This is a genomic window from Rhodopseudomonas telluris, assembly GCF_042432815.1.
Taxonomy (GTDB): Bacteria; Pseudomonadota; Alphaproteobacteria; order Rhizobiales; family Xanthobacteraceae; genus Rhodopseudomonas; species Rhodopseudomonas telluris.
In genome coordinates this window covers 944904-966645 of the sequence record NZ_JBHLWM010000005.1, presented here as the reverse complement: position 1 = coordinate 966645, position 21742 = coordinate 944904, and the positions used below count along the sequence as shown (strand labels likewise).

The following is a 21742-nucleotide window of genomic DNA, read 5'->3' as shown; positions in this document are numbered from 1 at the left end:
TTCGCGTCCCGGAATGACGGCGTTGGTGGCCTGATGCAGGCTGCAACGCGATGGCGGTTTAGCGCCCCTCCCGCAGCCACGTCGCCGCAAACGCGCCGAGGAGCAGCAACAATCCAATCAAACCCGTGAACATCGGCAGCACGCCGACGCCGCGGACCACGCTGGCGTCGCGCATGCGGACGCCGAGCCAGTTGTCGCCGCGGAACGACGTCGCCGAATGCACCGGGATGATCCGTGGCAGCTCGACGCTGCCGCTGTCGGCGATGCGGCGGGCGTCGCCGCCGGTCGTCTGCGCCAGCGGCCGCAGCGTGTCGGGCGTCGAAGTGACTTCGGAGAATTCCTTCGGATTGACCGGGCCGACATTGATCAGCGCCTTCAGCGTGCCGTCGGTCGCCTGCCACAGGCCGAGTTCGTCGGCCGGCAGGCTCGCGCGCCAGGTGCCGGGATCGTTCGAGGTCAGCGTGAGCTGTTTCGTCTGGCCGGACGGCGAGGTGACGGTGACCGGCGGCACGTTGTCCGCCATGGTTTGCCGGATCACCTGCAGGTCCTTGCCCTCGACCTTCAGCCGCAGCGCTTCTTCGTCCAAATCAGGCTGCTTCATCAGCCAGTGCGACATCCGTCGCAAGAGATCGAGATGCGGCCCGCCGCCCTCATAGCCGCGCGCCCACAGCCAGATGTGATCGCTCAGCAGCAGCGCGACGCGGCCCTCGCCGTAGTGCGACAGCAGCAGCAGCGGCGCGTTGTCGGCCGCCGTCATCAGCGGCGGCGTGGTGGCGTTGCGGGTGTCGACGGTGCGGAAGAAGCGGCTCCATTTCGGCGGCTCGGAGTTCGAGCCTTCCAGCCCGCGCGTCACCGGGTGGCGTTTGCCGGCGTCGCTCAGATGCGCATAGAACGGCTTCTCGGTGACGCCGACCGGCTCGGCCGGCAGCAGGCTGTCGAGCGGCGTGCGCCAGATCGAGGTGGTCGAGGCGTAGTCCGGCCCGGCCGACACCAGCACGGCGCCGCCGTTACGGACGTAGCGGGCGATGTTGTCGAAATAGGCGATCGGCAGCACGCCCTGGCGGGCGTAGCGATCGAAGATGATCAGCTGAAACTCGTTGATCTTCTGCTGGAACAGCTCGCGGGTCGGAAACGCGATCAGCGACAGCTCGTTGATCGGCGTGCCGTCCTGCTTCTCCGGCGGCCGCAGGATGGTGAAGTGGACGAGGTCGACGCTGGCGTCGGACTTCAGCAAATTGCGCCAGGTGCGCTCGCCGGAATGCGGCTCGCCCGATACCAGCAGCACGCGCAGCTTGTCGCGCACGCCGTCGATCGACACCACGGCGCGGTTGTTGACGGTGGTGAGTTCGTTCTCGACCGGCGAGGCTTCGATCTCGACGATGTTGGCGCCGGCGTGCTTGATCTCGACGTCGACCTTGACGGTCTGGCCGGACGTCACGGTGCGCTCGTTCAGCACTTCGCCGTCGCGCCGGACGACGACGCGGGCGCGCTCGCCGGTGATGCCCTGGTCGTCGAGCCGGTAGGTGATGGTCTGGACCTGGCCGACGATGCCGAAACGCGGGGCTGCCACGATCGCGATGCGGCGATCGCGCTCGTTGCTGCGGCCGGTGATCAGCGCGTGTACCGGCGCCTGGAAGCCGAGCGCGGCGGCACTCGCCGGAATGTCATGGACCCGGCCGTCGGTGATCAGGAAGGCGCCGGCGACGCGGTCGGTCGGCACGTCCGACAGCGCCGAGGTCAGCGCGCCGAACAGCTTGGTGCCGTCGGTCTCGCCATCGGCCTGGCCGGCCTCGACGACGCGGACCTCGACGCCCTTGAGCTGCTTCAGCCGTTCGACCAGCTGCTCCTTGGCCTGCTCGGCCTCGGCCGCGCGGGTGCCGAAATTCTGGCTCGGGCTCTTGTCGACGACGACGGCGGCGACGCTCGACAGCGGCTCGCGCTCCTCGCGCGTGAACGACGGATTCGACAGCGCCAGCAGGATCAGCCCCAGCGCCGCAATCCGCACCCACGCCCCGCGCGACCGCCCGAGCAGCAGCACGAGCGCGATCACCGCAATGGCGGCAAGCGCGACCCACAGCACGGCCGCAGGGACTAATGGTGCGAAGGCGATGCCGTATTGCAATCCGTTCTCCTCGTCTCTCATGGTTCGAGACGCATCGCTGCGCGATGCTCCTCACCATGAGGTCTTCGTTTCGTCGATCAGCCCCTCGCGAGACCTCTCCCTCATCCTGAGGAGCCCGGCGAAGCCGGGCGTCTCGAAGGATGAGACGCGCTACTGCCCCAGCCGCTCGATCAGCGCTGGCGCATGCACCTGGTCGGCCTTGTAGTTGCCGGTCAGGGTGTACATCACGATGTTGACGCCGGCGCGGAAGGCGAATTCGCGCTGGCGCGGTTCGCCGGGCGTCAGCGGCAGCATCGGCTGGCCGTCGGGCCGCATCGCCCAGGCGCCGGCGAAATCGTTCGAGGTGATGATGATCGGCGACACGCCGTCGCCGCCGCGCGCCGGGCGGGCGTTGTCCTCGTCGTCGTTCTCGCGCGGCAGCGCCTCGACCCAGGTCTCGCCGCTGGTGAAGCGGCCCGGGAAGTCGCGCAGCAGATAGAACGTCTTGGTCAGCACGTGCTCGCGCGGCACCGGCTCGAGTTCGGGGATGTCGAGCGACGACAGCACGCCGCGCAGCGTCAGCATGCCGGGCGTCTGCGAGCCGCCGTTCGGGCCGGCCGGCGCCTCGATGGCGTCGCGGGTATCGAAGATCACCGTGCCGCCCTGCTTCATGTAGGCGTCGATCTTGTTGAGCGCGTCCTGCGACGGCTTCGGCGCGCCCGCGATGATCGGCCAGTAGATCATCGGAAAGAACGACAGCTCGTCGCGTGCCGGATCGATGCCCATCGGTTCGCCGGCCTCCAGCGCGGTGCGCTGCGCCAGGAACAGCGTCAGCCCGTTCATGCCCGCCTTGACGATCTGGTCGACGTCCGCATTGCCGGTGACGACGTAGGCCAGATGCGTCTGCGCCGTCGCCTTGATGGCGAACTCGTCCTTGGCGGCGTCCGCGAAGCTCGGCCGCGGCAGGCTGGCGAGCGGCAGCGAGACGATCAGCGCCAGCGCCGTGGTGACGGCGCGGCGGCGGCGCGACAGCAGCGCGGCGAGGCCGCCGCCGAGCAGAGCGACGATCAGCGCGTCGAGCCCGAACAGGCCGAGCGAGGAGGCGAGCAGCATGCCGCGCAGGTCGCGCGGCTCCGCGGTGGTGTAGTTGGCGCGGCGCGCCGCGATCGCCGAGGTGTCGAGCGGCGCCAGCCGGTCCGCAGCCGCGAGCGTATTCACCGCGATCGGACCGTCGGCGGGACCGTAGAAGCCGGGCGGATGATCGGCGCTGCCGCGGTCGCGCCAGTCGGTCGGGATCGGCTTGGCCGAGGCCGGCGGCGGGCCGAACGCGCCGAAGCCGTCCAGCGTGCGCAGCGGCGCGACGGTTTCGGCCGCATTGGGTTCGGCGGCGACACCGGCGCCCGGCGTCGCGGTGTAGCCCGACATATCGACCAGCCGGCGCAGCATCTCGACGAAGGTGCCGGACATCGGCAGGTCCGACCAGCGCATGTCGGCGCTGACGTGGAATAGCGTGACGACGCCCTTGCCGCGATGCTCGCCGGTGACCAGCGGCGTGCCGTCGGCGAGCGACGCCCAGCTCTTGGTCGCCAGCACCGCATCGGGCTCGGCCAGCACCTGGCGGTTGATCGTGACGTCGTTCGGCACCGCGATGCCGGCGAACGGTCCGTCGGCCGCAAACGCAGCGAGCTTCTGCGGCTTCTCCCAGGTCAGGCTGCCGCCGAGGCTGCGATTGCCCTGACGCAGCTTGACCGGGACCAGGTCATCGTCGTCCTGCCGGGCCAGCCGCGGACCGGCGAAGCGCACCAGCACGCCGCCCTGTTCGATCCAGGCATCGAGCCGCTGCCGGATCTCCGGCGACAGCGCGCCGACATCGGCCATCACGATCATCGGCAGCTTCTGGTCGAGGAATTGCGTGATCACCTGCTGCGGGGCGGCGCGGTCGCCGAGCCGGACGTCGGCGAACGGCGCCAGCGCACGGGTCAGGTAGAAAGTCGGCGCCAGCAGCGGCTGCGCGGTGTCGCTGCTCGCGCCCGAGACGATGCCGATCGCGCGGCGGCGCCAGCGCTTGTCGAGCAGTTGCACGGCGCCGGCCGAGCGCTCGCCGGCGATCTCCAGCCGCGAAATGTCGTTGCGCAGTTCGACCGGCAGTTCGAATGCCGCATCGGTTTCGCGATCCTGCGGCGGGAAGTTGAACGCCGCTTCGCCGATCGGCGCGCCCTTGGCGTCGAGCGCCCGCACCGTGCCGGTGTCGATGCCGCCGGCCTGGGCGCGCAGCACCTTCACGGTCATCTTGGCGGCGGCGTTCTCGGCTGCAGCCAGCGCGTGCGGCTGCGGCGTGCCGCCTTCGACGATGGTGACGTTGCGGCCCTGCAGCAGCTTCGCCGCCGCCGCGACGAACTCACCGCCGCGGCCGGTATCGACGCCGTCGGTCAGCCAGACGATCTCGGCATCGCCGCTGCTCTTGAGGAAACGCTCGATCGGGGCCAGCGCCTCGACGCGCTCGACCGCGTACGGCTTCGGCGCCAACTGACGCAGCGACACCCGCGCGGTGCCGGCCGGCATCAGCGTCGGATCGCGCGTCTCCGACAGCGGCGCCAGCGCCACCGCGCGCCGCGAACTATCCGCCTCGGCGATTAGTTCGTCGGCGGCCTTGATGCGCAGCTCCCAGTTCGACGCCGAACTCCAGCCGTCGTCGAGCATGATCAGCAGCGGCCCATTGCCGGAGCCGGCGGCGGTCTGCGGATTCCAGATCGGGCCGGCGAGCGCGAGGATCACCAGCGCGGCCGCGAGCATCCGCAGCGCCGTCAGCCACCACGGCGTGCGCGACGGGGTCTCTTCCTTCGGCGCGATCTCGAATAGCAGCCGTGTCGGCGGGAAGTCGATGCGGCGCGGCTTCGGCGGGGTGACGCGCAGCAGCCACCACAGCGCCGGCAGCGCCAGCAGGCCGAACAGCAGCAGAGGTTGAGCGAAGGACAGAGGCAAACCGCCGATCATGCGCCGAGCCCCGCTTTGGTGCCCGGTGCCCCCTTGGCCGTGGTCATGCCGGCGTGCAGGAACAGCAGCAGCTCGGCAGCCGAACGACTGGTGGTGTGTGTCGAGAACAGCCAGTCGAGCTTGCCGGTCTCGATCCGGATCGCGTCGCGATGCGCGGCGACCAGCGCCACGTAGTCGGTCGCCCAGGTCTCGGCCCGGCCGGCGGTGATCGCGCCGCCGCCTTCGGGCTCGACGAACTCGACGCGGCCGGCGAACGGAAAGCTCTCTTCGGACGGATCGACCACCTGCACCAGCGAGCCGTGCGCGCCGGAAGCGGACAGGCCCGCCAGCATCTTGTGAATATCGCCGACCGGCGACCAGAAGTCGGACAGCACCACGATCTCGGCCCGCGACGACGGCACGAAGGACGGCGGCAGGCTGTCCCGCGTGGTGGTGTCGTGCAGGATCGCCTGCGCCATCTTGTCGATCACATTGCTACTCGAGGTCGGATTCATCAGGCCGGGAACGCCGACGCGTTCACCGCCGGCGACCAGCAGTTCGGCCAGCGCGAAGGTGACGATCAGCGCGCGCTCGAGCTTGCTGTCGCGCACGCCCTTCGACGCATAGGCCATCGAGGCGGAGCGGTCGGGCCACAGCCACACGGTGTGCGCGGCCTCCCATTCCAGTTCGCGGACGTAGAGATGATCGTCCCGCGCCGAGCGGCGCCAATCGACGTTCTGCGCCGGCTCGCCGGAGACGAAGCGGCGATACTGCCAGAAGTTCTCGCCGGCGCCGGCGCGGCGGCGGCCGTGCAGGCCGTGGGTGACGTTATTGGCGATGCGGCGGGCTTCGAGCATCAGGCGCGGCAACGACGCGGCGAGCGTGCGGCTTTCGCCATCCGCGCGTCTGACTGCCAGCGTCTCCTTATTCGGCTGCTCGGTCGCCTGCGCCATCAACCGATCCGGCTCTTGAGCTGCCGGATCACGTCCGGAATGGTGCGGCCTTCGGCGCGCGCCGAGAAGGTCAGCGCCATGCGGTGCTTCAGCACGGGCTCGGCAAGGTCGAGCACGTCGTCGATCGACGGCGCCAGCCGGCCGTCGAGCAGCGCGCGGGCGCGCACCGCCAGCATAAGTGACTGGCTGGCGCGCGGGCCGGGGCCCCATGCGATCAGCTTGCCGAGATCGCCAGCCTCGGGACCAGGACGCGCCGAGCGCACCAGCGACAGGATCGCCTCGACCACGGAGTCGCCGACCGGCAAGCGGCGCACCAGCCGCTGCGCCGACACCAGCAGCTCGGCATTCATCGAGACTTTGGGCGCGCTTTGCTCGGCGCCGGTGGTGTCGAACAGGATGCGGCGCTCGGCGTCGCGGTCCGGATAGTCGACGTCGATTTCCATCAGGAAGCGGTCGAGCTGCGCTTCGGGCAGCGGGTAGGTGCCTTCCTGCTCCAGCGGGTTCTGGGTCGCGAGCACGTGGAACGGCTTCGGCAGATCGTGCCGCGCGCCGGCCACTGTGATGTGCTGCTCCTGCATCGCCTGCAACAGCGCAGACTGCGTGCGCGGGCTGGCGCGGTTGATTTCGTCGGCCATCAGCAATTGCGCGAACACCGGGCCGGCGATGAAGCGGAACGAACGCTTGCCGGCGGCGGTCTCGTCCAGCACTTCGGCGCCGAGAATGTCCGACGGCATCAGGTCGGGCGTGAACTGCACGCGCTTGGCGTCGAGGCCGAGCGTCACGCCGAGGGTTTCCACCAGCTTGGTCTTGGCGAGGCCGGGGACGCCGATCAGCAGCGCATGGCCGCCGGCGAGAATCGTGACGAGCGTGTTGTCGACGACGCGCTCCTGGCCGAAGATGACGGTGGCGATCGCTTCCTTGGCGGCGCGCACGTCGCTGGCGATCTGCTCGGCCGACCGGATGATGACGTCTTCAAGCTTCTCGACACTGTCCGCCATCCGGTCTCTCCTGTTCACGCTCGTCCCTGCCGCGCTGGCCGGCCGTTCAGCCCGATCGGGCGCAGCGGCATCGTACCGCTTCCGCCCGCATGCTAGGCTGCCCGCTGCGGCGAAGCGAAGGCTATGGTTTTATTGGCCAAATCTATCCCCACATTATGAGCATCACGGAGTTGCGCCCATCACGATGTGGAGAGTTAACCCGTGCTGCACGTTGCCAAGGATGTGCAGCTATCGTGCCAATCAGAAACTTCAGGGTCAGGGTAAACCATGGCGAAGCAAGGGCAGACCACCAACCGCAATCTCGACGGATTGACCGCTGCCGCGCGTGACGCGGCCGGTGAAGCCGCCAAGGGCAAGGGGCTGCCGCCGGTGCATCTGTGGAATCCGCCGTTCTGCGGCGACCTCGACATGCGCATCGCCAGCGATGGAACCTGGTTCTATCTCGGCACGCCGATCGGCCGTCCCGCTTTGGTGCGGCTGTTTTCCACCATCCTGAAGCGCGAGGACGGCAAGCACTTCCTGGTGACGCCGGTCGAGAAGGTCGGGATTCGCGTCGATGATGCGCCGTTCACCGCCGTCGAGATGCGGAAGGAGGCGGATTCGCGCGGCCCGCTGCTGCGCTTCCGCACCAATGTCGACGACTGGGTGACGTGCGATGCCGAGCACAGCCTGCGCTTCGAGGTCGCGGACGACGGCGGGCTGATGCCGTATCTGCACGTCCGCGCGGATCTCTGGGCGAAGGTGACGCGGGCATTGTATTACGATCTGGTTGACATCGGCGAGGAGCGGATGGTCGATGGGGTGCCGAAGTTCGGCATTGCTTCAGGCGGCGCATTCTTCGCGATGGCCGACGCGGAGCAGATGAGGGAAGCACTTTGAACTGGGAAGCACTTTGAACGAGCCGGCGATGACGATCGAATCTGCCCCCGGCAGCATCAGTTCGGCGGACTTCTTCGATCGCGCGCACAGGCGATTGCGGTTCGACGTCCCACCGGCGCTGACCGACGCCAGCATCATCCCCTCGACCGGCGACGCCGGCACCGATCGCATGTTGAAGCTGATCGCCGAGGAGCGGCCGATCCGCCCGGCCGCGGTGCTGATCCCGGTGATCGAACATGCCGAGCCGACGGTGCTGCTGACGATGCGGGCCGCGCATCTCAACGACCACGCCGGCCAGATCTCGTTTCCCGGCGGCAAGATCGATCCTGGCGACAACTCGCCGCTCGACGCCGCGCTGCGCGAGGCCGAGGAGGAGATCGGGCTCGATCGCTCCTATGTCGAACCGATCGGCTACCTGGACGTCTACGGTACGGGCTTCGGTTTTCGCATCCTGCCGACGGTGGCGCGGGTGCGGCCCGGCTTCGAACTGACCATCAACAAGTCCGAAGTCGACGACGCCTTCGAAGTGCCGCTGTCGTTCCTCATGGATCCGGGTAATCATCAGTTGCACAGCAAGGAATTCCGCGGCGCGCTGCGGTCCTACTACGCGATGCCGTTCGCCGAGCGCTACATCTGGGGCGCGACCGCGGGCATCCTGCGCGTGTTGTACGAGCGGATCTGCCTGCCATGATCCGTGCCATTCTGACGGAAGTCGGGATCTTCCTGATCCCCTTCATCCTGTACGCGGGCTATCTGCTGATCACGCGGGCGGCGCTGACGCATCGCTCGTCCTGGCCGTTGCGGACCGTCGCCTGGCTGCTGATCGCGGCGCTGGCGCTGGTGATCATCAGCCTGCTGCTGCTGGTGCATTATTCGGGCGCCCCGCCGGGCGCGACCTATGTGCCGGCGCATATCGAGGATGGCCGGCTCGTCCCTGGAGCCGAAAAATGACCGGCGCGGTGGTGCGCGCCGATGCGCCCTGGCTGCATGGCGGCCCGGCCGCCAAGGTGCTCGCACTGCTGAACGGCGGCGGCGAGGAGGCGCGGGTGGTCGGCGGCGCGGTGCGCAACGCGCTGCTGCGGCTGCCGATCGGCGACGTCGACATCGCCACCACGGCGCTCCCCGACGAAGTGGTTCGCCGCGCCAAGTCGGCCGGCATCAAGGCGGTGCCGACCGGCATCGAGCACGGCACCGTGACGCTGGTGCTGGACGGCCACGGCTTCGAAGTCACCACGCTGCGCGAGGACGTCGAGACCTTCGGCCGCAAGGCCAAGGTCGCGTTCGGCCGCGACTGGGTGCGCGACGCCCAGCGCCGCGACTTCACGGTCAACGGCCTGTCGCTGTCGCCCGACGGCACGGTGCACGACTATGTCGGCGGCCTCGACGACATCGCGGCGCGGCGGGTGCGGTTCATCGGCGATCCCGATCAGCGCATCGCCGAGGACTATCTGCGCATCCTGCGGTTCTTCCGGATTCATGCCGCCTACGGCGCCGGCGCGCCGGAGCGCGACGGGCTGCTCGCCTGCATCCGCGGCGGCGGCGGCCTCGCCACGCTGTCGGCCGAACGGATGCGGATGGAGATCCTCAAGCTGATGGTCGCGGACGGCGCGCTGGCCTCGGTGGTGGCGATGGCCGATGGCGGCCTGCTGCTCAAGGTGCTGGGCGGCGTCACCTATCCGGGCACGTTCGCGGCGATGATCGACGCCGAGGCGGCGCTGGGCCTCGAACCCGATCCGGTGCGGCGCCTTGCGGCGCTGGCGGTGGCGGTGACCGAGGACGCCAAGCGGCTGACGCAGCGGTTGCGGCTGTCGAATGCCGAGAACAAGCGGCTGGATTCGATGGGTCACCGCTGGTGGCGGCTGTCCGGCATGGACGACGCGACGGCGCGGCGCCGGCTGTATCGTCTCGGCGAGGCACGTTTCCATGATCGCATGATGCTGGCCTGGGGACGGGCCGGCAGCCGGGCCGATCCCTCCTATTGGCGGGAGCGGATCGCCTTGCCGCAACGCTGGCGTGCGCCGGCTTTTCCCCTCAAGGCCGCGGATTTCATCGCCCGCGGCTTTGCCGCCGGGCCGGCGCTCGGTCATGTGCTGACGCTGGCGGAGGATGCCTGGCTGGCGGCGGATTTCCCGCTCGACGCGGACCGGCTGCAGGCGATCGCCGACCAGACGGCGGCGCGGTTCGCCCGCGATCATCTTCTGTAGCTGAGACGTCCGTTGCGGCCCTGGATCGGGTCCAGGACCGCAAGGTTTCGCGACGAAACGCGCTCAGGCGACCTTGCTGGCCTCGGCGTCGTCCTCGCTGTCGTCGTCCTCATCCTCGTCTTCGTCCTCGTCGGCGACTTCGATCGCTTCGAGAACGGCGAGCGGCAGGCTCTCGCGGAACAGGTCGCCTTCTTCGCCCATCCACACGCACACCGCTTCGTCGGCGCGGGCTTCCGCCACCGTCATTGCCTGGCCGCCGGATTTCAGGATCACGACGTCGCCCGCTTTCAAGTCCATGTTTGGCTCCCGCTGGAAGTGTTGATCACGCGGCGGAGCCTAGCGGTTCGGCATGACAGGGCGATCACGGCCCGGCTAGCGGATGCCGATCGCCTTATGGGTCTGGACGCTGAGCCTCCATTGCGGGTGGCGCAGGCAATAGTCGATCGCCTCCCGGGTGTTGTCGGCCTGCCGCGGGCCGTCCATCGGCTGCAGCGAGAACCGCTCGAAGGCGAGGTGCTGGAACCGCTCCGGCAGCGCGCCGTCCTGCGGGTACACCAGCTTGAGCTCGTTACCGCATTGCACGCGCAGCGGCGCGCCGGCTTTCGGACTGACACAAAGCCAATCAATTCCGTGGGGTGGCTCGATCGTGCCGTTAGTTTCGACGCCGATCGCGAAGCCCCGCTTGTGCAGCGCATCAATTAGTTCCGGGTCGACCTGCAGCAGCGGCTCGCCGCCGGTGATCACTACATAGTGGTCCTGATCGTCGCCGATCCATTGCGCTGCAATAACAGCCGCGAGCTGATCAGCGTCCGCATAGCGACCCCCGAGTGTGCCGTCGGTGCCGACAAAGTCAGTGTCGCAGAATTTGCACACCGCCTGATCGCGATCCTGCTCGCGGCCCGTCCACAGATTACATCCCGCAAATCTGCAGAACACCGACGCGCGTCCGGCATGCGCGCCTTCGCCCTGCAGGGTCAGGAAGATTTCTTTCACCGCGTAGCTCAACTCGTGTCCTTCTCAGTCTCGTGTCTGCCGCAGCGCCTCGCCGACCACCAGCGCGGCTGCCATCGCGACGTTGAGCGAGCGCATCGCCGGCTGCATCGGAATGACCACCTGCGCATCGGCCGTCTCGGCGACTTGTTGCGGTACGCCAGCGCTTTCTCGGCCCAGTAGCAGCACGTCAGTGGATCGGTAACGCTGTTCGAGATAGGGCGTTACGCCTTTAGTTGTAAGTAAAATCACGCGACAGTCGGCGCTATCCCGCCATTGCATGAATTTTGACCAGGAATCGTGCCGCACGATCGTTACCTGGTCGAGATAGTCCATTCCCGCCCGACGGAAATGACGATCGGAGATCGGAAAGCCGGCCGGCTCGATGATGTGAGCCTCGACGTTCAAACACGCGCAAAACCGAAGAATAGTGCCGGTGTTTTGAGGAATGTCGGGCTGGTACAGGGCGATCCGCATTCCGTAATGCTCCGTAGCAACTGAATCATAACTCGCGAGGTGACATCACTGCTTGGTCGAATTGTCCGAGCTGCGGCGATTAGCCCTTCGCGGGCTTGCGCTCTACCGGCAAGGGTGCCAATAGATCGATTCTGAACTGTCTGTTTCTAGCTGAACGGTTGATGACAAGCAGCCGTTGAATGCGTGGGCTGTGGAGTTCGGCGACCCTGCCTCGGGCGATTATTCGCACCTGCCAGAACCGCATCGCCGGCCGCAGAGATGAAAGGGCTTTGGATCGTGACGACAGAGACTTCGGCGGAACCGACACGCCGTGATTTTCTCTACATCGCAACCGGCGCCGTGGCTGCTGTCGGAGCAGCGGCCGCCGTATGGCCGTTCATCGCGCAGATGAACCCGGACGCATCGACGATCGCCGCCGGCGCCCCGATCGAAGTCGACCTCACGCCGATCGCCGAAGGGCAGGACATCAAGGTGTTCTGGCGCGGCAAGCCGATCTACATCATGAACCGCACCAAGAAGCAGGTCGAGGAAGCGCTCGCGGTCAACCTGTCGTCGCTGCCTGATCCGCAGACCGACCAGGAGCGCACCAAGCCGGGACACGAGCAGTGGCTGGTCGTGATCGGCATCTGCACCCATCTCGGCTGCATCCCGATCGCGCACGAGGGCAATTACGACGGCTTCTTCTGCCCGTGCCATGGCTCGCAATACGATTCGTCCGGCCGCATCCGCCAGGGGCCGGCGCCGCTGAACCTGCCGGTCCCGCCCTACCAATTCGTCTCCGACACCAAAATCCAGATCGGCTGACACGCTCTCCGTCCAGCGTCGTCGCTATATCCCTTGCTTAGGATCGCATCATGAGCGGACCATCGACCTATCAGCCACAGAGCCCTTTCATGAAGTGGCTCGAGCAGCGCCTGCCGATCGCGGGCCTGGTGCATTCGTCGTTCATTGCCTACCCGACTCCGCGTAACCTCAACTACTGGTGGACGTTCGGCGCCATCCTGTCGATGATGCTGGCGGTGCAGATCGTCACCGGCATCGTCCTGGCGATGCACTACACGCCGCATGTCGATCTCGCCTTCGACTCGGTCGAGCGCATCGTGCGCGACGTCAACTACGGCTGGCTGCTGCGCAACATGCACGCCGCGGGTGCGTCGATGTTCTTCATCGCCGTCTACGTGCATATGCTGCGCGGCCTGTATTACGGCTCCTACAAGGCGCCGCGCGAAGTGCTCTGGATCCTCGGCGTCATCATCTACCTGCTGATGATGGCCACCGGCTTCATGGGTTACGTGCTGCCGTGGGGCCAGATGAGCTTCTGGGGCGCCACCGTGATCACCAACCTGTTCTCGGCGGTCCCGTTCGTCGGCGACAGCATCGTGACGCTGCTGTGGGGCGGCTATTCGGTCGGCAACCCGACCCTGAACCGGTTCTTCTCGCTGCACTACCTGCTGCCCTTCGTGATCGCCGGCGTCGTCGTGCTGCACGTCTGGGCGTTGCACGTCACCGGCCAGAACAACCCGGCCGGCGTCGAGCCGAAGACCGAGAAGGACACCGTTCCGTTCACGCCGTACGCGACGCTGAAGGACGCGTTCGGCATGTCCTGCTTCCTGGTGTTCTACGCCTGGTTCATCTTCTACATGCCGAACTATCTCGGCGACCCGGAGAACTACGTTCCGGCCAACCCGGGCGTGACCCCGGCGCACATCGTGCCCGAATGGTACTACCTGCCGTTCTATGCGATCCTGCGCTCGATCCCGAACAAGCTGCTCGGCGTCGTGGCGATGTTCGGCGCGATCCTCGTCCTGCTGTTCCTGCCCTGGCTGGACAGCGCCAAGGTTCGCTCGTCGCGCTACCGGCCGCTCGCCAAGCGCTTCTTCTGGGGCTTCGTGGCCACCTGCGTGATGCTGGGCTGGCTCGGCGGCAAACCGGCGGAAGGCATCTACACGATCCTCGGCCGCGTCTTCACATTCTTCTACTTCGCCTACTTCCTGATCGTGCTGCCGCTGCTGTCGCGGGTCGAGAAGACCCTGCCGGTGCCGAACTCGATCGCCGAAGACGTGCTGAACAAGGGCAAGATCATGAAGACGACGGCCGCGAGCCTTTTCGCGGTGCTGCTCGGCGGTTCGCTGCTGGTCGGCGCCGTGCAAAACGCCAAGGCCTCGGAAGGCGGCGAAACCCCGCCGTCGCTGAGCTGGAGCTTCTCGGGTCCGTTCGGAACCTATGATCGCGCTCAGCTTCAGCGTGGCTTCAAGGTCTACAAGGAAGTCTGCTCGGCCTGTCACTCGCTGAAGTTGCTGCAGTATCGCAACCTCGCCGAGCCGGGCGGCCCGAGCTTCACCCTCGACCAGGCCAAGGCGATCGCCGCCGAAGCCTCGATCAAGGACGGCCCGAACGACGCCGGCGAGATGTTCGAACGCCCCGGCCGTCTGGCGGACACCTTCCACTCGCCGTTCCCGAACGAGCAGGCGGCCCGCGCGGCCAATGGCGGCGCCGCTCCGCCGGACATGTCGCTGCTCGCCAAGGCGCGGTCCTATCCGCGTGGCTTCCCGCAGTTCGTGTTCGACCTGTTCTCGCAGTTCCAGGAGCAGGGTCCGAACTACATCGACGCGCTGCTGCAGGGCTATCAGGACCCGCCGCCGGAAGGCTTCGCGCTTCCGGATGGCTCGTACTACAACAAGTGGTACCCGGGCCATTCGATCAAGATGCCGCCGCCGATCTCGGACGGTCAGGTGACCTACGACGACGGCTCGCCCCAGACCGTTCAGCAGTACGCCAAGGACATCGCGTCCTTCCTGATGTGGGCCGCCGAGCCGCATCTCGAAGCCCGCAAGCGCCTCGGTCTGCAGGTCATGATCTTCCTGATCATCCTCAGCGGCCTGTTGTACTTCACCAAGCGCAAGGTCTGGTCAAACGTGCACTGAGCACGCCGGCTACACGCCTCACTCTTCGCGCGTTAGACGCGCGCGAGACGGAAAGCCCCCCGCAAGGGGGCTTTTTTGTTGCGCGTTTTCCGCGCCCACCGGTCGCGCCGCCGGCGATTGCATCCGCCGGGCGGTGCGGACAATATGCGCCGCAATGAAAGTGCAACTCACGGAGGATTCATGGGCACGATCATCACCTTCAAGCGTCCCGACGGCAAAGAGGCGAACGGCTATCTGGCCAATGCGGCCCGCGGCAACGCGCCCGGCGTCGTCGTGATTCAGGAATGGTGGGGCCTGTCCGAGCAGATCAAGGGGCTGACCGACCGCTTCGCGCTCGCCGGTTTCGATGCGCTCGCGCCCGATCTCTACAACGGCAAGGTCGTGCCCTATCACGACACGGACGCCGCCAACAAAGAGATGAGCTCACTCGACTTCATGGATGCCACGACCCAGACGGTGCGCGGCGCCGCGGCCTATCTGGCGCGCAACGGCGCCAAGGTGGGCCTCACCGGCTTCTGCCTCGGCGGCGCCGTGACGGTGATCGGCGCGTGCAAGATTCCCGAGCTGAGTGCAGCGGTTGTGTTCTACGGCATTCCGCCCGAGCAGGTCGCCAAGCCGTCCGACGTGCGCGTGCCGATGCAGGGCCACTTCGCCAACCGCGACGACTGGTGCACGCCGCAACTGGTGGATGCGTTCGAGAAGGGCATGAAGGAAGCCGGCAAGTCGGCGGAGTTCTTCCGCTACGAAGCCGACCACGCTTTCGTCAACGAGCAGCGCGCTGCGGTGCATGATCGCGAGGCCGCGGAACTCGCGTGGTCGCGTGCGACTGCATTCTTTGGAAAGCATCTCGGCTGATCACCCGACGGTGGCCGGTTGCCTGTAAAATTTGAGCTTTCGGCTGAACACTTGGAAGAAGGGTTGCTGCGATAACGCTGTCAGATCTACGAGGACAGCAATGGTTGACAAAGTTGTAAAGCCAGGTCGCATCATCGATTTCGCGAACTATCAGCGAGCGCAGCGGCCGAGTCGGGCACCGGCAATGAGCGGCCGCTTCTGTCGCTACTGCGGGGCAGCGCTGTTCGAGGACGACCGTGAGGAGGATTGCTCCAGTGCGGGCATCCTGCAGCAAGGCCCCACGCGAACCCGGTCGCCCCGCCGGTTCCGCGCGGACTGAAGACCCTTCCGATAAAACCGAAGCGCCGGTTCTGAGAGATCAGAACCGGCGCTTTCGATTCAAATGAACGTATCCGGTGACCAAATCCGGCTCTGCCCAAGTCGTGCCCGGCCTTGTGCCGGGTAGGACGTGGGGTGATGTCGGATCAGTTGTGCTTGGCTGAAAGATCAGAGCTGCCAATCAGCTCCCGCCGTCATCCTGAGGTGCCCGCGGAGCCGCGCACTGCGCGGCGCTGCGGGCCTCGGAGGATGGGCCGCACGCCCTGTGGCCGCATCCTTCGAGGCGCGCTCTGCGCGCACCTCAGGATGACGGCTCCGCACAGGGCAGACTAGACGTGCTGGCCGCCGTTGATGTGGATTTCGGCGCCGTTCACGTAGGACGAGGTCTCGGTGCACAGCACGTAGATGATCTTGGCGACTTCGTCCGGCGTGCCGAGCCGGCGCATCGGGATGTCTTCCTGGACGATCTTCTCGGTGCCGGGCGACAGGATCGAGGTGTCGATCTCGCCGGGCGCGATCGAATTGACGCGCACGCCGATCGGACCGAAGTCCGACGCCATCTCGCGCGTCAGCGCCGCGAGCGCCGCCTTCGAGGTGGCATAAGCGGCGCCGGCGAACGGATGCACGCGCGAGCCGGCGATCGAGGTGACGTTCACGACCGACCCCTTGGCCGCCTTCAGCTCCTCGATCAGCCCGCGCGCCATCATGATCGGCGCGAAGAAGTTGACGTGGAAGACGTGCTCCCAGGTGTCCATTTCGGTGTCGATCGAGCCGAGCCGGCCTCCGCTCGCGTTCTTCGGCGAGATCGCCGCGTTGTTGACCAGCGCATGCACCAGCGCGCCGTCGAGCCGTTCGCGGATTTCATCGATGCCGCGCAGCGTGTCGGCGCGATCGCCGAGATTGATTTGGATATGATCTTCCGGCCCGGCGCCCCACGGGCATTCCTCCGGGAACGGGTGCCGCGAGCAGGTGATCACGCGCCAGCCGGCGCTGGAAAAACGGATCACCGTGGCGTGGCCGATGCCGCGACTGGCGCCGGTCAAGATCATCGTCCGGCGCTGCGCGTTGCCCTCGGGCGCACGCTTCGGTGTGTCGGGACTCATGGGTAAAGCCTTGTCTTGGTCCAGGGGTGGGCCGGTGTGTCCCGGCTGAATTCGATGCGGTCGTGCAGGCGGAACGGGCGGTCGTGCCAGAATTCGATCCGCGACGGCGTGATCCGCCAGCCGCTCCAGCCCGGCGGGCGCGGAACCTCGCCGACCAGATGCCGCGCCGCGACCTTGGCGATCGCCTGTTCGAACGCGAAACGGCTCTCTAGCGGCTGCGACTGCTTGCTGGCCCAGGCGCCGATCTGCGCCTGCTTGGGCCGCGTCGCGAAGTAGGCGTCGGCCTCTGCCTCGGTCACCGGCGCCACCGTGCCGCGGATGCGGACCTGCCGGCGCAGCGACTTCCAGTGGAACAGCAGCGCCGCCTTGGGATTGGCGGCGAGTTCGCGGCCCTTCTGGCTGGCAATGTGGCTGTAGAACACGAAGCCGTCGTCGTCGTAGCCCTTCATCAGCACCATGCGGACGTCCGGCAGGCCGTCGGGATCCACCGTCGCCAGCGCCATCGCGTTCGGATCGTTCGGCTCGGAGCCGCTCGCTTCCGCAAGCCATTCAGCGAACAGGCCAAACGGATTCTCCGCCGCGGTGAAATCACCGGACGTTAACTCACTGTGGTGTTTGATGGAGGTATCGCTCATGCGAGGGGATCCGACTTGTGCTTCACCGCGCTCCCGAACGCGCCGGCGGCTCTGTATAGGCCAGACCTATATAGGGCACGGCGGTGCGTTGTCCTATCGACGATCGGCCGCTCCGCCGGCCTGATAGTCATTCTAATGGGGGTGGGGCTCGGCGGCTGCAGCGTCGGAGGCAAGGACGCGGCATTTGCCCAAATGGACGCCAGCGAGTTCACCGGCTCGATCCGCGCCCTGACGCCGTCGGCGGAAAGCGGCCCAAGCGAAGCCGATCTGGCGCTGGCGCGCATCGCCGCGTCCGACGTGCTGACCAAAGGCGGCAAGGATTCCAGCCAGCCGTGGGAGAACCCGACCACCGGCGCGCGCGGTTCGGTCACGCCGCTCGCCGCGGCCTATACGGCGGACGGCCGGTCCTGCCGCGACTTTCTCGCCAGCTACGTCAAGGACGGGGCCGAAAGCTGGATGCAGGGCGCCGCCTGCCGGTCGGCTCAGGGCCACTGGGAAATCCGCTCGCTCAAGCCGTGGCGTCGGACCTGACGCGCCTGCGAAAGCGGGGCCGAAAGCGGTTGCAAAACAGACACAAACACCCCAGATGAAACCCGACTGGGCGTTCTGCCCATAGTTCGATTCCTGATTCCTGAAGGAGACGTGACGGATGCGCGACCCCTACGAGGTCCTGGGGGTGCAGCGGGACGCCAGCGCTGCGGCGATCAAAAGCGCCTATCGCAAGCTGGCCAAGAAGCATCACCCCGACGCGAACAAGAACGACCCGAAGGCCGCTGCCCGTTTCGCCGAGGTCAACTCCGCCAACGAGATTCTCGGCGACGAGGCCAAGCGCAAGCAATTCGACCGCGGCGAGATCGACGCCGAAGGCAAGCCGCGTTTCCAGGGCTTCCCTGGCGGCGGTGCGCGCGGCGGTCGTGCCGGCGGCGGCTTCGAGCAGTACAATTTCCGCAGCGGCGGCGCTGGATTCGGCGGCGGCGCGGGCGGTGGGTTCGAAGACATCCTGAATTCGATGTTCGGCGGCGCGGCCGGCATGCGCAGTGGTGCGCGCGGCGGTGGGGCCGGTGGCTTCGACTTCGACGGCGGCGGCTTTGCCCCCGACCTCGACCAGAGTGTCGCGATGACGGTGACGCTCGAAGAGGCCGCGAAGGGCTCGGAAAAGCGCGTCCGGTTGCCGAGCGGCAAGGAGCTCAACGTCAAGATTCCGGCCGGCGTCGGGCCGGGCCAGCAAATCCGGCTGAAGGGGCAGGGCGAGAGCGCGCCCGGCCATCGTCCCGGCGACCTGCTAATCACCGTCAACTACGCGCCGCATCCGTACTTCAAGGTCGACGGCAGCGATCTGCGGCTCGAACTGCCGATCACGCTGTACGAGGCGGTGCTCGGCGCCAAGGTCCGCGTGCCGACGCTGACCGGCGCGATCGAGCTGTCGATCCCGAAGAACACGTCGAGCGGCCGCATCTTCCGCCTCAAGGGCAAGGGCCTGCCGAAGGCCGGCGCGGCCGGCGATCTGTTCGTCACCATCCGGATCGTCCTGCCCGACGGCCACGACGCCGAACTCGAAGCGCTGATGACGAAGTGGCGCGACGGCCACCCGTACCACCCGCGCAGCGATCTGGGGTGATCCTGAAAGCTTGCTGCCGCGACGAGTGTCACCCTCCCCTGGAGGGGGAGGGTCGCTCGCATAGCGAGCGGGGTGGGGTGGCGAAGAGTTCATCCGCCGTGCCCGCGGCTCACCCCACCCCGGCACGCACCCGCTACGCGGCTGCGTGCCGACCCTCCCCCTCCAGGGGAGGGTGAAGACAGCTCACGTGTAGCTCCCGACACTCCATCTGCGAGGCGTTGTCGAGACTCGACAGCGGCTCGTTCCGCTAAGCGTTCGCCTCCGCCACGAACGCATCGAGCAGCGCGTTGAAGCGGTCGGCCTGCTCCCATTGCGGCAGGTGGCCGGCGCCGTCGATCACCTGAACCGCGCCGCGCCACAGCGTCGGCATCGTCAGTGTCTTGAAATATTCGCCGTTGACCAGCTGCTCCTCGGCGCCGTGCAGGACCGCGAGCGGCTGCCTCAGGTTTGCCACAAGGTCGATTTCGTCCCGATAGCCGCCCGGCGCGATGCTGGCGGCGAGCTGTCCACGCGCGCGTCCCTCGGTCCGCAGCACGTCCGCGACCATCTCGGGCGGCAGCGCAGTGACGCCCGGCCGGAACGCTGCCGCCACATAGGCCCGCGCCTGCTCCTCGTTCAGTTCGGGCTGAAACGTGTAGGCCATTGCGGGCGTTGCAAGAAACGCCTGCTCCATCGCGGGCGGAAAGCCGATCGGCGGCGTGCCGAAGATCGCAAAGCCCTTCGCCCGCGGCAGATCCGGCGCAGCCTCCAGCACGATATGTCCGCCCAGACTCCAGCCGACGAACACAGCCTCGGCGGCGCCGAGCTTGCCCGCAAACTCGCGCAGCATCGCCGCATAGCCCGGCATGGTGTAGGTCGCCGCCGGATCCGCCGCATCGGCCGACTCCCCATGCCCCGGCAAATCAGGCACCAGCAGTCGATACTTGGCGCCGAGAGCGCCGTCGAGTTGTCGGCCAAAGGCGCGCGACGACGCCGAATTGCCGTGGACGATCACGACGGTCGGCCCGCTGCCGGCGGACTGGCGGTAGGCGATCCGCCCGGCGCACGTCTCGATCGACTGAGTCTGCATACTGGTATCCCTTCACCCCGAATGGAGGTGATAAAATACCAAAGCGGTATCTGAGGGAAGTCTGCGCCCGGGCTGGGCCGGCCCAAAGTGGGAGCGGCCTCGGCGCGGGGGATCAGCGCAAACCCCGGCCAAGGCCGCTTGCGCCGATCGGCGGATCAGACGCCATCGCAGCATCGTGATTCGGTCGGACGACAGTGAGGCGCGTCGATGTTGGAATCCGCGATTATAAGTGTCGAAATTTGGACGGTGCCAAATCGGTGAACTAATCGCCAGCTAACCGCCTGTCTTCTCCGTCTGCGCGTACACCTGCTTGGCCACCTGGCTCAGCCGCTCCTTGTCGGTGGGCCCAGCCAGCACGTAGCCGACGCCGCGATCTGCCCAGAACAGCGCGCCGTCGCGAGCGTCGCTGGCGTAGCGCATCTGCGTCGCGTCGGTGGCGGCGCGTGACGTGTAGAGTGTGAAGCGCTCTCCGTTCGCGCTTTCGTACATCAGGAAAGCGGCCGGCGCGTCCGGCCCGGGCAGCAGACGGCCGCCCACGAGTTTAAGCCCGCTGGCTTCAAGCTCCGGCGCTGTCACCGTGTAGCCCACGCGTTTCGACAGCCATTGCTGCAGATGCGCGCGCTCCGAGGCTTCGACTTCGACCGGGTGCCGCACCTCGACCACGTAGAGTCGATGCGCGTCGAGCGCATCAACCGTGAAGCTGCGGAATGCGCTCGGCGTCGTCGCGGCACCGCGGGCGAACCATCCGGCCCCGCCGCCGACGATGAAGGCCGCCAGCGTCGCTGCCATCGCGCCGGCGATCCAGCGTCGCGGCGGCGCTGCGCTGAGCCGGTCGAGTTGCAGTCGCGCCGGGATCGGCTCGTCGAGAACGCGATCGTAGCGGGCATGCAGCGCCTCGGCCATCGCCTGCCACGAGCGGACGCGTTGCGCATCCGCAGGATGTGCGGCGAGCCACGCTTCGACATCCGCGCGCCGCTCCGCCGGCAATTCGCCGTCCACATAAGCGTGCAGCTCGTCCTCAGTGACGGGCATCAGGGGCTCAGTCATGGTGGTTCGTCTTTCGCATCGGCTTATTTCACCTGCTTGAGCATCGGCCGCTCGCCGTCGAGGCTGGCGCGGATGTGGGCGCGGGCGCGGGCGAGGCGGGACATCACGGTGCCGATCGGCACGCCCTGGATCTCGGCGACCTCGCGATAGCTCAGCCCTTCCAGCACGACGAGCAACAGCGCCGCGCGCTGCTCCTCGACCAGCGTCGCCAGCGCCCGCGCAATGTCGCCCCCCTCCGCTTCCGTGCCGCTGGCGTCGACGCTGGTGTCGGTCAGCGGCATCAAGGTCGGGCGCCGCGCCAATGTGCGCCGGCGGTTGCGGTTGAGATTGGTCAGGATGGTGTAGAGCCAGCTGCGCAGGTCGCCGCCGAGAAACAGCTTCTCGGAGCGCAGCGCCCGCACCAGCGTGTCCTGCACCAGATCATCGGCGATGTCGGTGTCGCGCGCCAGCGCCCGGGCGTAGCGCCGCAGGGCCGGGATCATCGCTTCGACGCCGTCTCGGAAATCGTTCATCGCGGGCCTGTGGCTCGTGCGCGCATCTTGTGCCGCTCCGACAACCATAACACCGCGCAAGCAACTCTATTCCAGTCCGGCGAACC

General features: G+C 67.3%; 21 protein-coding genes. 9 read left to right on the top strand and 12 right to left on the bottom strand.

Features of this window, described 5'->3' with window-relative positions; translation table 11 throughout:
* Positions 1-58 precede the first annotated feature (58 nt).
* From ACFFJ6_RS16040 to ACFFJ6_RS16025, 4 genes are all read right to left on the bottom strand, one after another.
* Positions 59-2122, bottom strand: a complete 2064-nt coding sequence (locus tag ACFFJ6_RS16040; protein ID WP_378389436.1) for a hypothetical protein — start codon at positions 2120-2122, stop codon at positions 59-61.
* 150 nt (positions 2123-2272) lie between these two features.
* Entirely contained in the window at positions 2273-5095 is a 2823-nt protein-coding gene (locus ACFFJ6_RS16035) for a DUF4159 domain-containing protein (RefSeq protein WP_378389434.1), read from the bottom strand.
* Complete coding sequence (locus tag ACFFJ6_RS16030) at positions 5092-6027, bottom strand: DUF58 domain-containing protein (RefSeq protein WP_378389432.1); 936 nt, start codon at positions 6025-6027, stop codon at positions 5092-5094. Before ACFFJ6_RS16030 ends, ACFFJ6_RS16035 begins: the two co-directional genes overlap by 4 nt.
* Positions 6027-7025 carry an AAA family ATPase gene (locus ACFFJ6_RS16025; protein ID WP_378389430.1) on the bottom strand — a complete coding sequence of 333 codons (999 nt, stop codon included), beginning with the start codon at positions 7023-7025 and terminating at the stop codon, positions 6027-6029. The genes ACFFJ6_RS16030 and ACFFJ6_RS16025 overlap by 1 nt, the downstream gene beginning before the upstream one ends.
* 267 nt (positions 7026-7292) lie before the next feature.
* On the opposite strand from ACFFJ6_RS16025, the gene ACFFJ6_RS16020 reads away from it, so the two are divergent.
* From ACFFJ6_RS16020 to ACFFJ6_RS16005, 4 genes are read left to right on the top strand one after another with little or no spacing between them, the layout of a single operon-like run.
* Positions 7293-7904, top strand: a complete 612-nt coding sequence (locus ACFFJ6_RS16020) for a DUF1285 domain-containing protein (RefSeq protein ID WP_378389428.1) — start codon at positions 7293-7295, stop codon at positions 7902-7904.
* 28 nt (positions 7905-7932) lie between these two features.
* Positions 7933-8595 carry a CoA pyrophosphatase gene (locus ACFFJ6_RS16015; RefSeq protein ID WP_378389426.1) on the top strand — a complete coding sequence of 221 codons (663 nt, stop codon included), beginning with the start codon at positions 7933-7935 and terminating at the stop codon, positions 8593-8595.
* Entirely contained in the window at positions 8592-8855 is a 264-nt protein-coding gene (locus tag ACFFJ6_RS16010; RefSeq protein WP_378389424.1) for a DUF6111 family protein, read from the top strand. The genes ACFFJ6_RS16015 and ACFFJ6_RS16010 overlap by 4 nt, the downstream gene beginning before the upstream one ends.
* On the top strand, positions 8852-10108 hold the full coding sequence (locus ACFFJ6_RS16005) for a CCA tRNA nucleotidyltransferase (RefSeq protein WP_378389422.1): 1257 nt from the start codon (positions 8852-8854) through the stop codon (positions 10106-10108). Before ACFFJ6_RS16010 ends, ACFFJ6_RS16005 begins: the two co-directional genes overlap by 4 nt.
* A gap of 63 nt (positions 10109-10171) precedes the next feature.
* On the opposite strand, the gene ACFFJ6_RS16000 is transcribed toward ACFFJ6_RS16005, so the two are convergent.
* From ACFFJ6_RS16000 to ACFFJ6_RS15990, 3 genes are all read right to left on the bottom strand, one after another.
* Positions 10172-10405 carry a YodC family protein gene (locus tag ACFFJ6_RS16000; RefSeq protein WP_378389420.1) on the bottom strand — a complete coding sequence of 78 codons (234 nt, stop codon included), beginning with the start codon at positions 10403-10405 and terminating at the stop codon, positions 10172-10174.
* A 75-nt stretch (positions 10406-10480) separates the two neighbouring features.
* Positions 10481-11113, bottom strand: a complete 633-nt coding sequence (gene queE, locus ACFFJ6_RS15995) for a 7-carboxy-7-deazaguanine synthase (protein WP_378389418.1) — start codon at positions 11111-11113, stop codon at positions 10481-10483.
* Between the two features lie 12 nt (positions 11114-11125).
* The gene (locus ACFFJ6_RS15990; RefSeq protein ID WP_378389416.1) at positions 11126-11575 is read right to left on the bottom strand and encodes a tRNA (cytidine(34)-2'-O)-methyltransferase; all 450 of its coding nucleotides are present in this window, start codon (positions 11573-11575) and stop codon (positions 11126-11128) included.
* 276 nt (positions 11576-11851) lie between these two features.
* Between ACFFJ6_RS15990 and petA the strand changes: the two genes are divergently transcribed.
* The 3 genes from petA to ACFFJ6_RS15975 all read left to right on the top strand — a co-directional run bounded on the left by petA (position 11852) and on the right by ACFFJ6_RS15975 (position 15354).
* Positions 11852-12379 (top strand): ubiquinol-cytochrome c reductase iron-sulfur subunit, encoded by a 528-nt coding sequence (gene petA / locus ACFFJ6_RS15985; RefSeq protein ID WP_378389414.1) that lies wholly within the window; start codon positions 11852-11854, stop codon positions 12377-12379.
* Positions 12380-12429: 50 nt separating this feature from the next.
* Positions 12430-14499, top strand: coding sequence for a cytochrome c1 (locus ACFFJ6_RS15980; protein WP_378389412.1), 2070 nt, complete (start codon positions 12430-12432; stop codon positions 14497-14499).
* Positions 14500-14679: 180 nt separating this feature from the next.
* The gene (locus ACFFJ6_RS15975) at positions 14680-15354 is read left to right on the top strand and encodes a dienelactone hydrolase family protein (RefSeq protein ID WP_378389410.1); all 675 of its coding nucleotides are present in this window, start codon (positions 14680-14682) and stop codon (positions 15352-15354) included.
* 647 nt (positions 15355-16001) lie between these two features.
* On the opposite strand, the gene ACFFJ6_RS15970 is transcribed toward ACFFJ6_RS15975, so the two are convergent.
* Both ACFFJ6_RS15970 and pdxH read right to left on the bottom strand, forming a co-directional pair.
* On the bottom strand, positions 16002-16775 hold the full coding sequence (locus ACFFJ6_RS15970) for an SDR family NAD(P)-dependent oxidoreductase (protein WP_378389408.1): 774 nt from the start codon (positions 16773-16775) through the stop codon (positions 16002-16004).
* The gene (gene pdxH, locus ACFFJ6_RS15965) at positions 16772-17410 is read right to left on the bottom strand and encodes a pyridoxamine 5'-phosphate oxidase (protein ID WP_378389406.1); all 639 of its coding nucleotides are present in this window, start codon (positions 17408-17410) and stop codon (positions 16772-16774) included. The genes ACFFJ6_RS15970 and pdxH overlap by 4 nt, the downstream gene beginning before the upstream one ends.
* Before the next feature lie 192 nt (positions 17411-17602).
* Between pdxH and ACFFJ6_RS15960 the strand changes: the two genes are divergently transcribed.
* Positions 17603-17941: an RT0821/Lpp0805 family surface protein gene (locus tag ACFFJ6_RS15960; RefSeq protein WP_512700692.1), complete on the top strand. Its 339-nt coding sequence runs from the start codon at positions 17603-17605 to the stop codon at positions 17939-17941.
* A 118-nt stretch (positions 17942-18059) separates the two neighbouring features.
* Positions 18060-19028, top strand: coding sequence for a DnaJ C-terminal domain-containing protein (locus ACFFJ6_RS15955; RefSeq protein WP_378389402.1), 969 nt, complete (start codon positions 18060-18062; stop codon positions 19026-19028).
* Positions 19029-19275: 247 nt separating this feature from the next.
* Here ACFFJ6_RS15955 and ACFFJ6_RS15950 read toward each other — a convergent pair whose 3' ends face one another.
* From ACFFJ6_RS15950 to ACFFJ6_RS15940, 3 genes are all read right to left on the bottom strand, one after another.
* A complete protein-coding gene (locus ACFFJ6_RS15950; protein WP_378389399.1) occupies positions 19276-20097 on the bottom strand; it encodes an alpha/beta fold hydrolase in 822 nt (273 codons plus the stop codon).
* Between the two features lie 273 nt (positions 20098-20370).
* Entirely contained in the window at positions 20371-21144 is a 774-nt protein-coding gene (locus ACFFJ6_RS15945; RefSeq protein WP_378389397.1) for an anti-sigma factor family protein, read from the bottom strand.
* A 23-nt stretch (positions 21145-21167) separates the two neighbouring features.
* Positions 21168-21656, bottom strand: coding sequence for a sigma-70 family RNA polymerase sigma factor (locus ACFFJ6_RS15940; RefSeq protein ID WP_378389395.1), 489 nt, complete (start codon positions 21654-21656; stop codon positions 21168-21170).
* Positions 21657-21742: the final 86 nt, after the last annotated feature.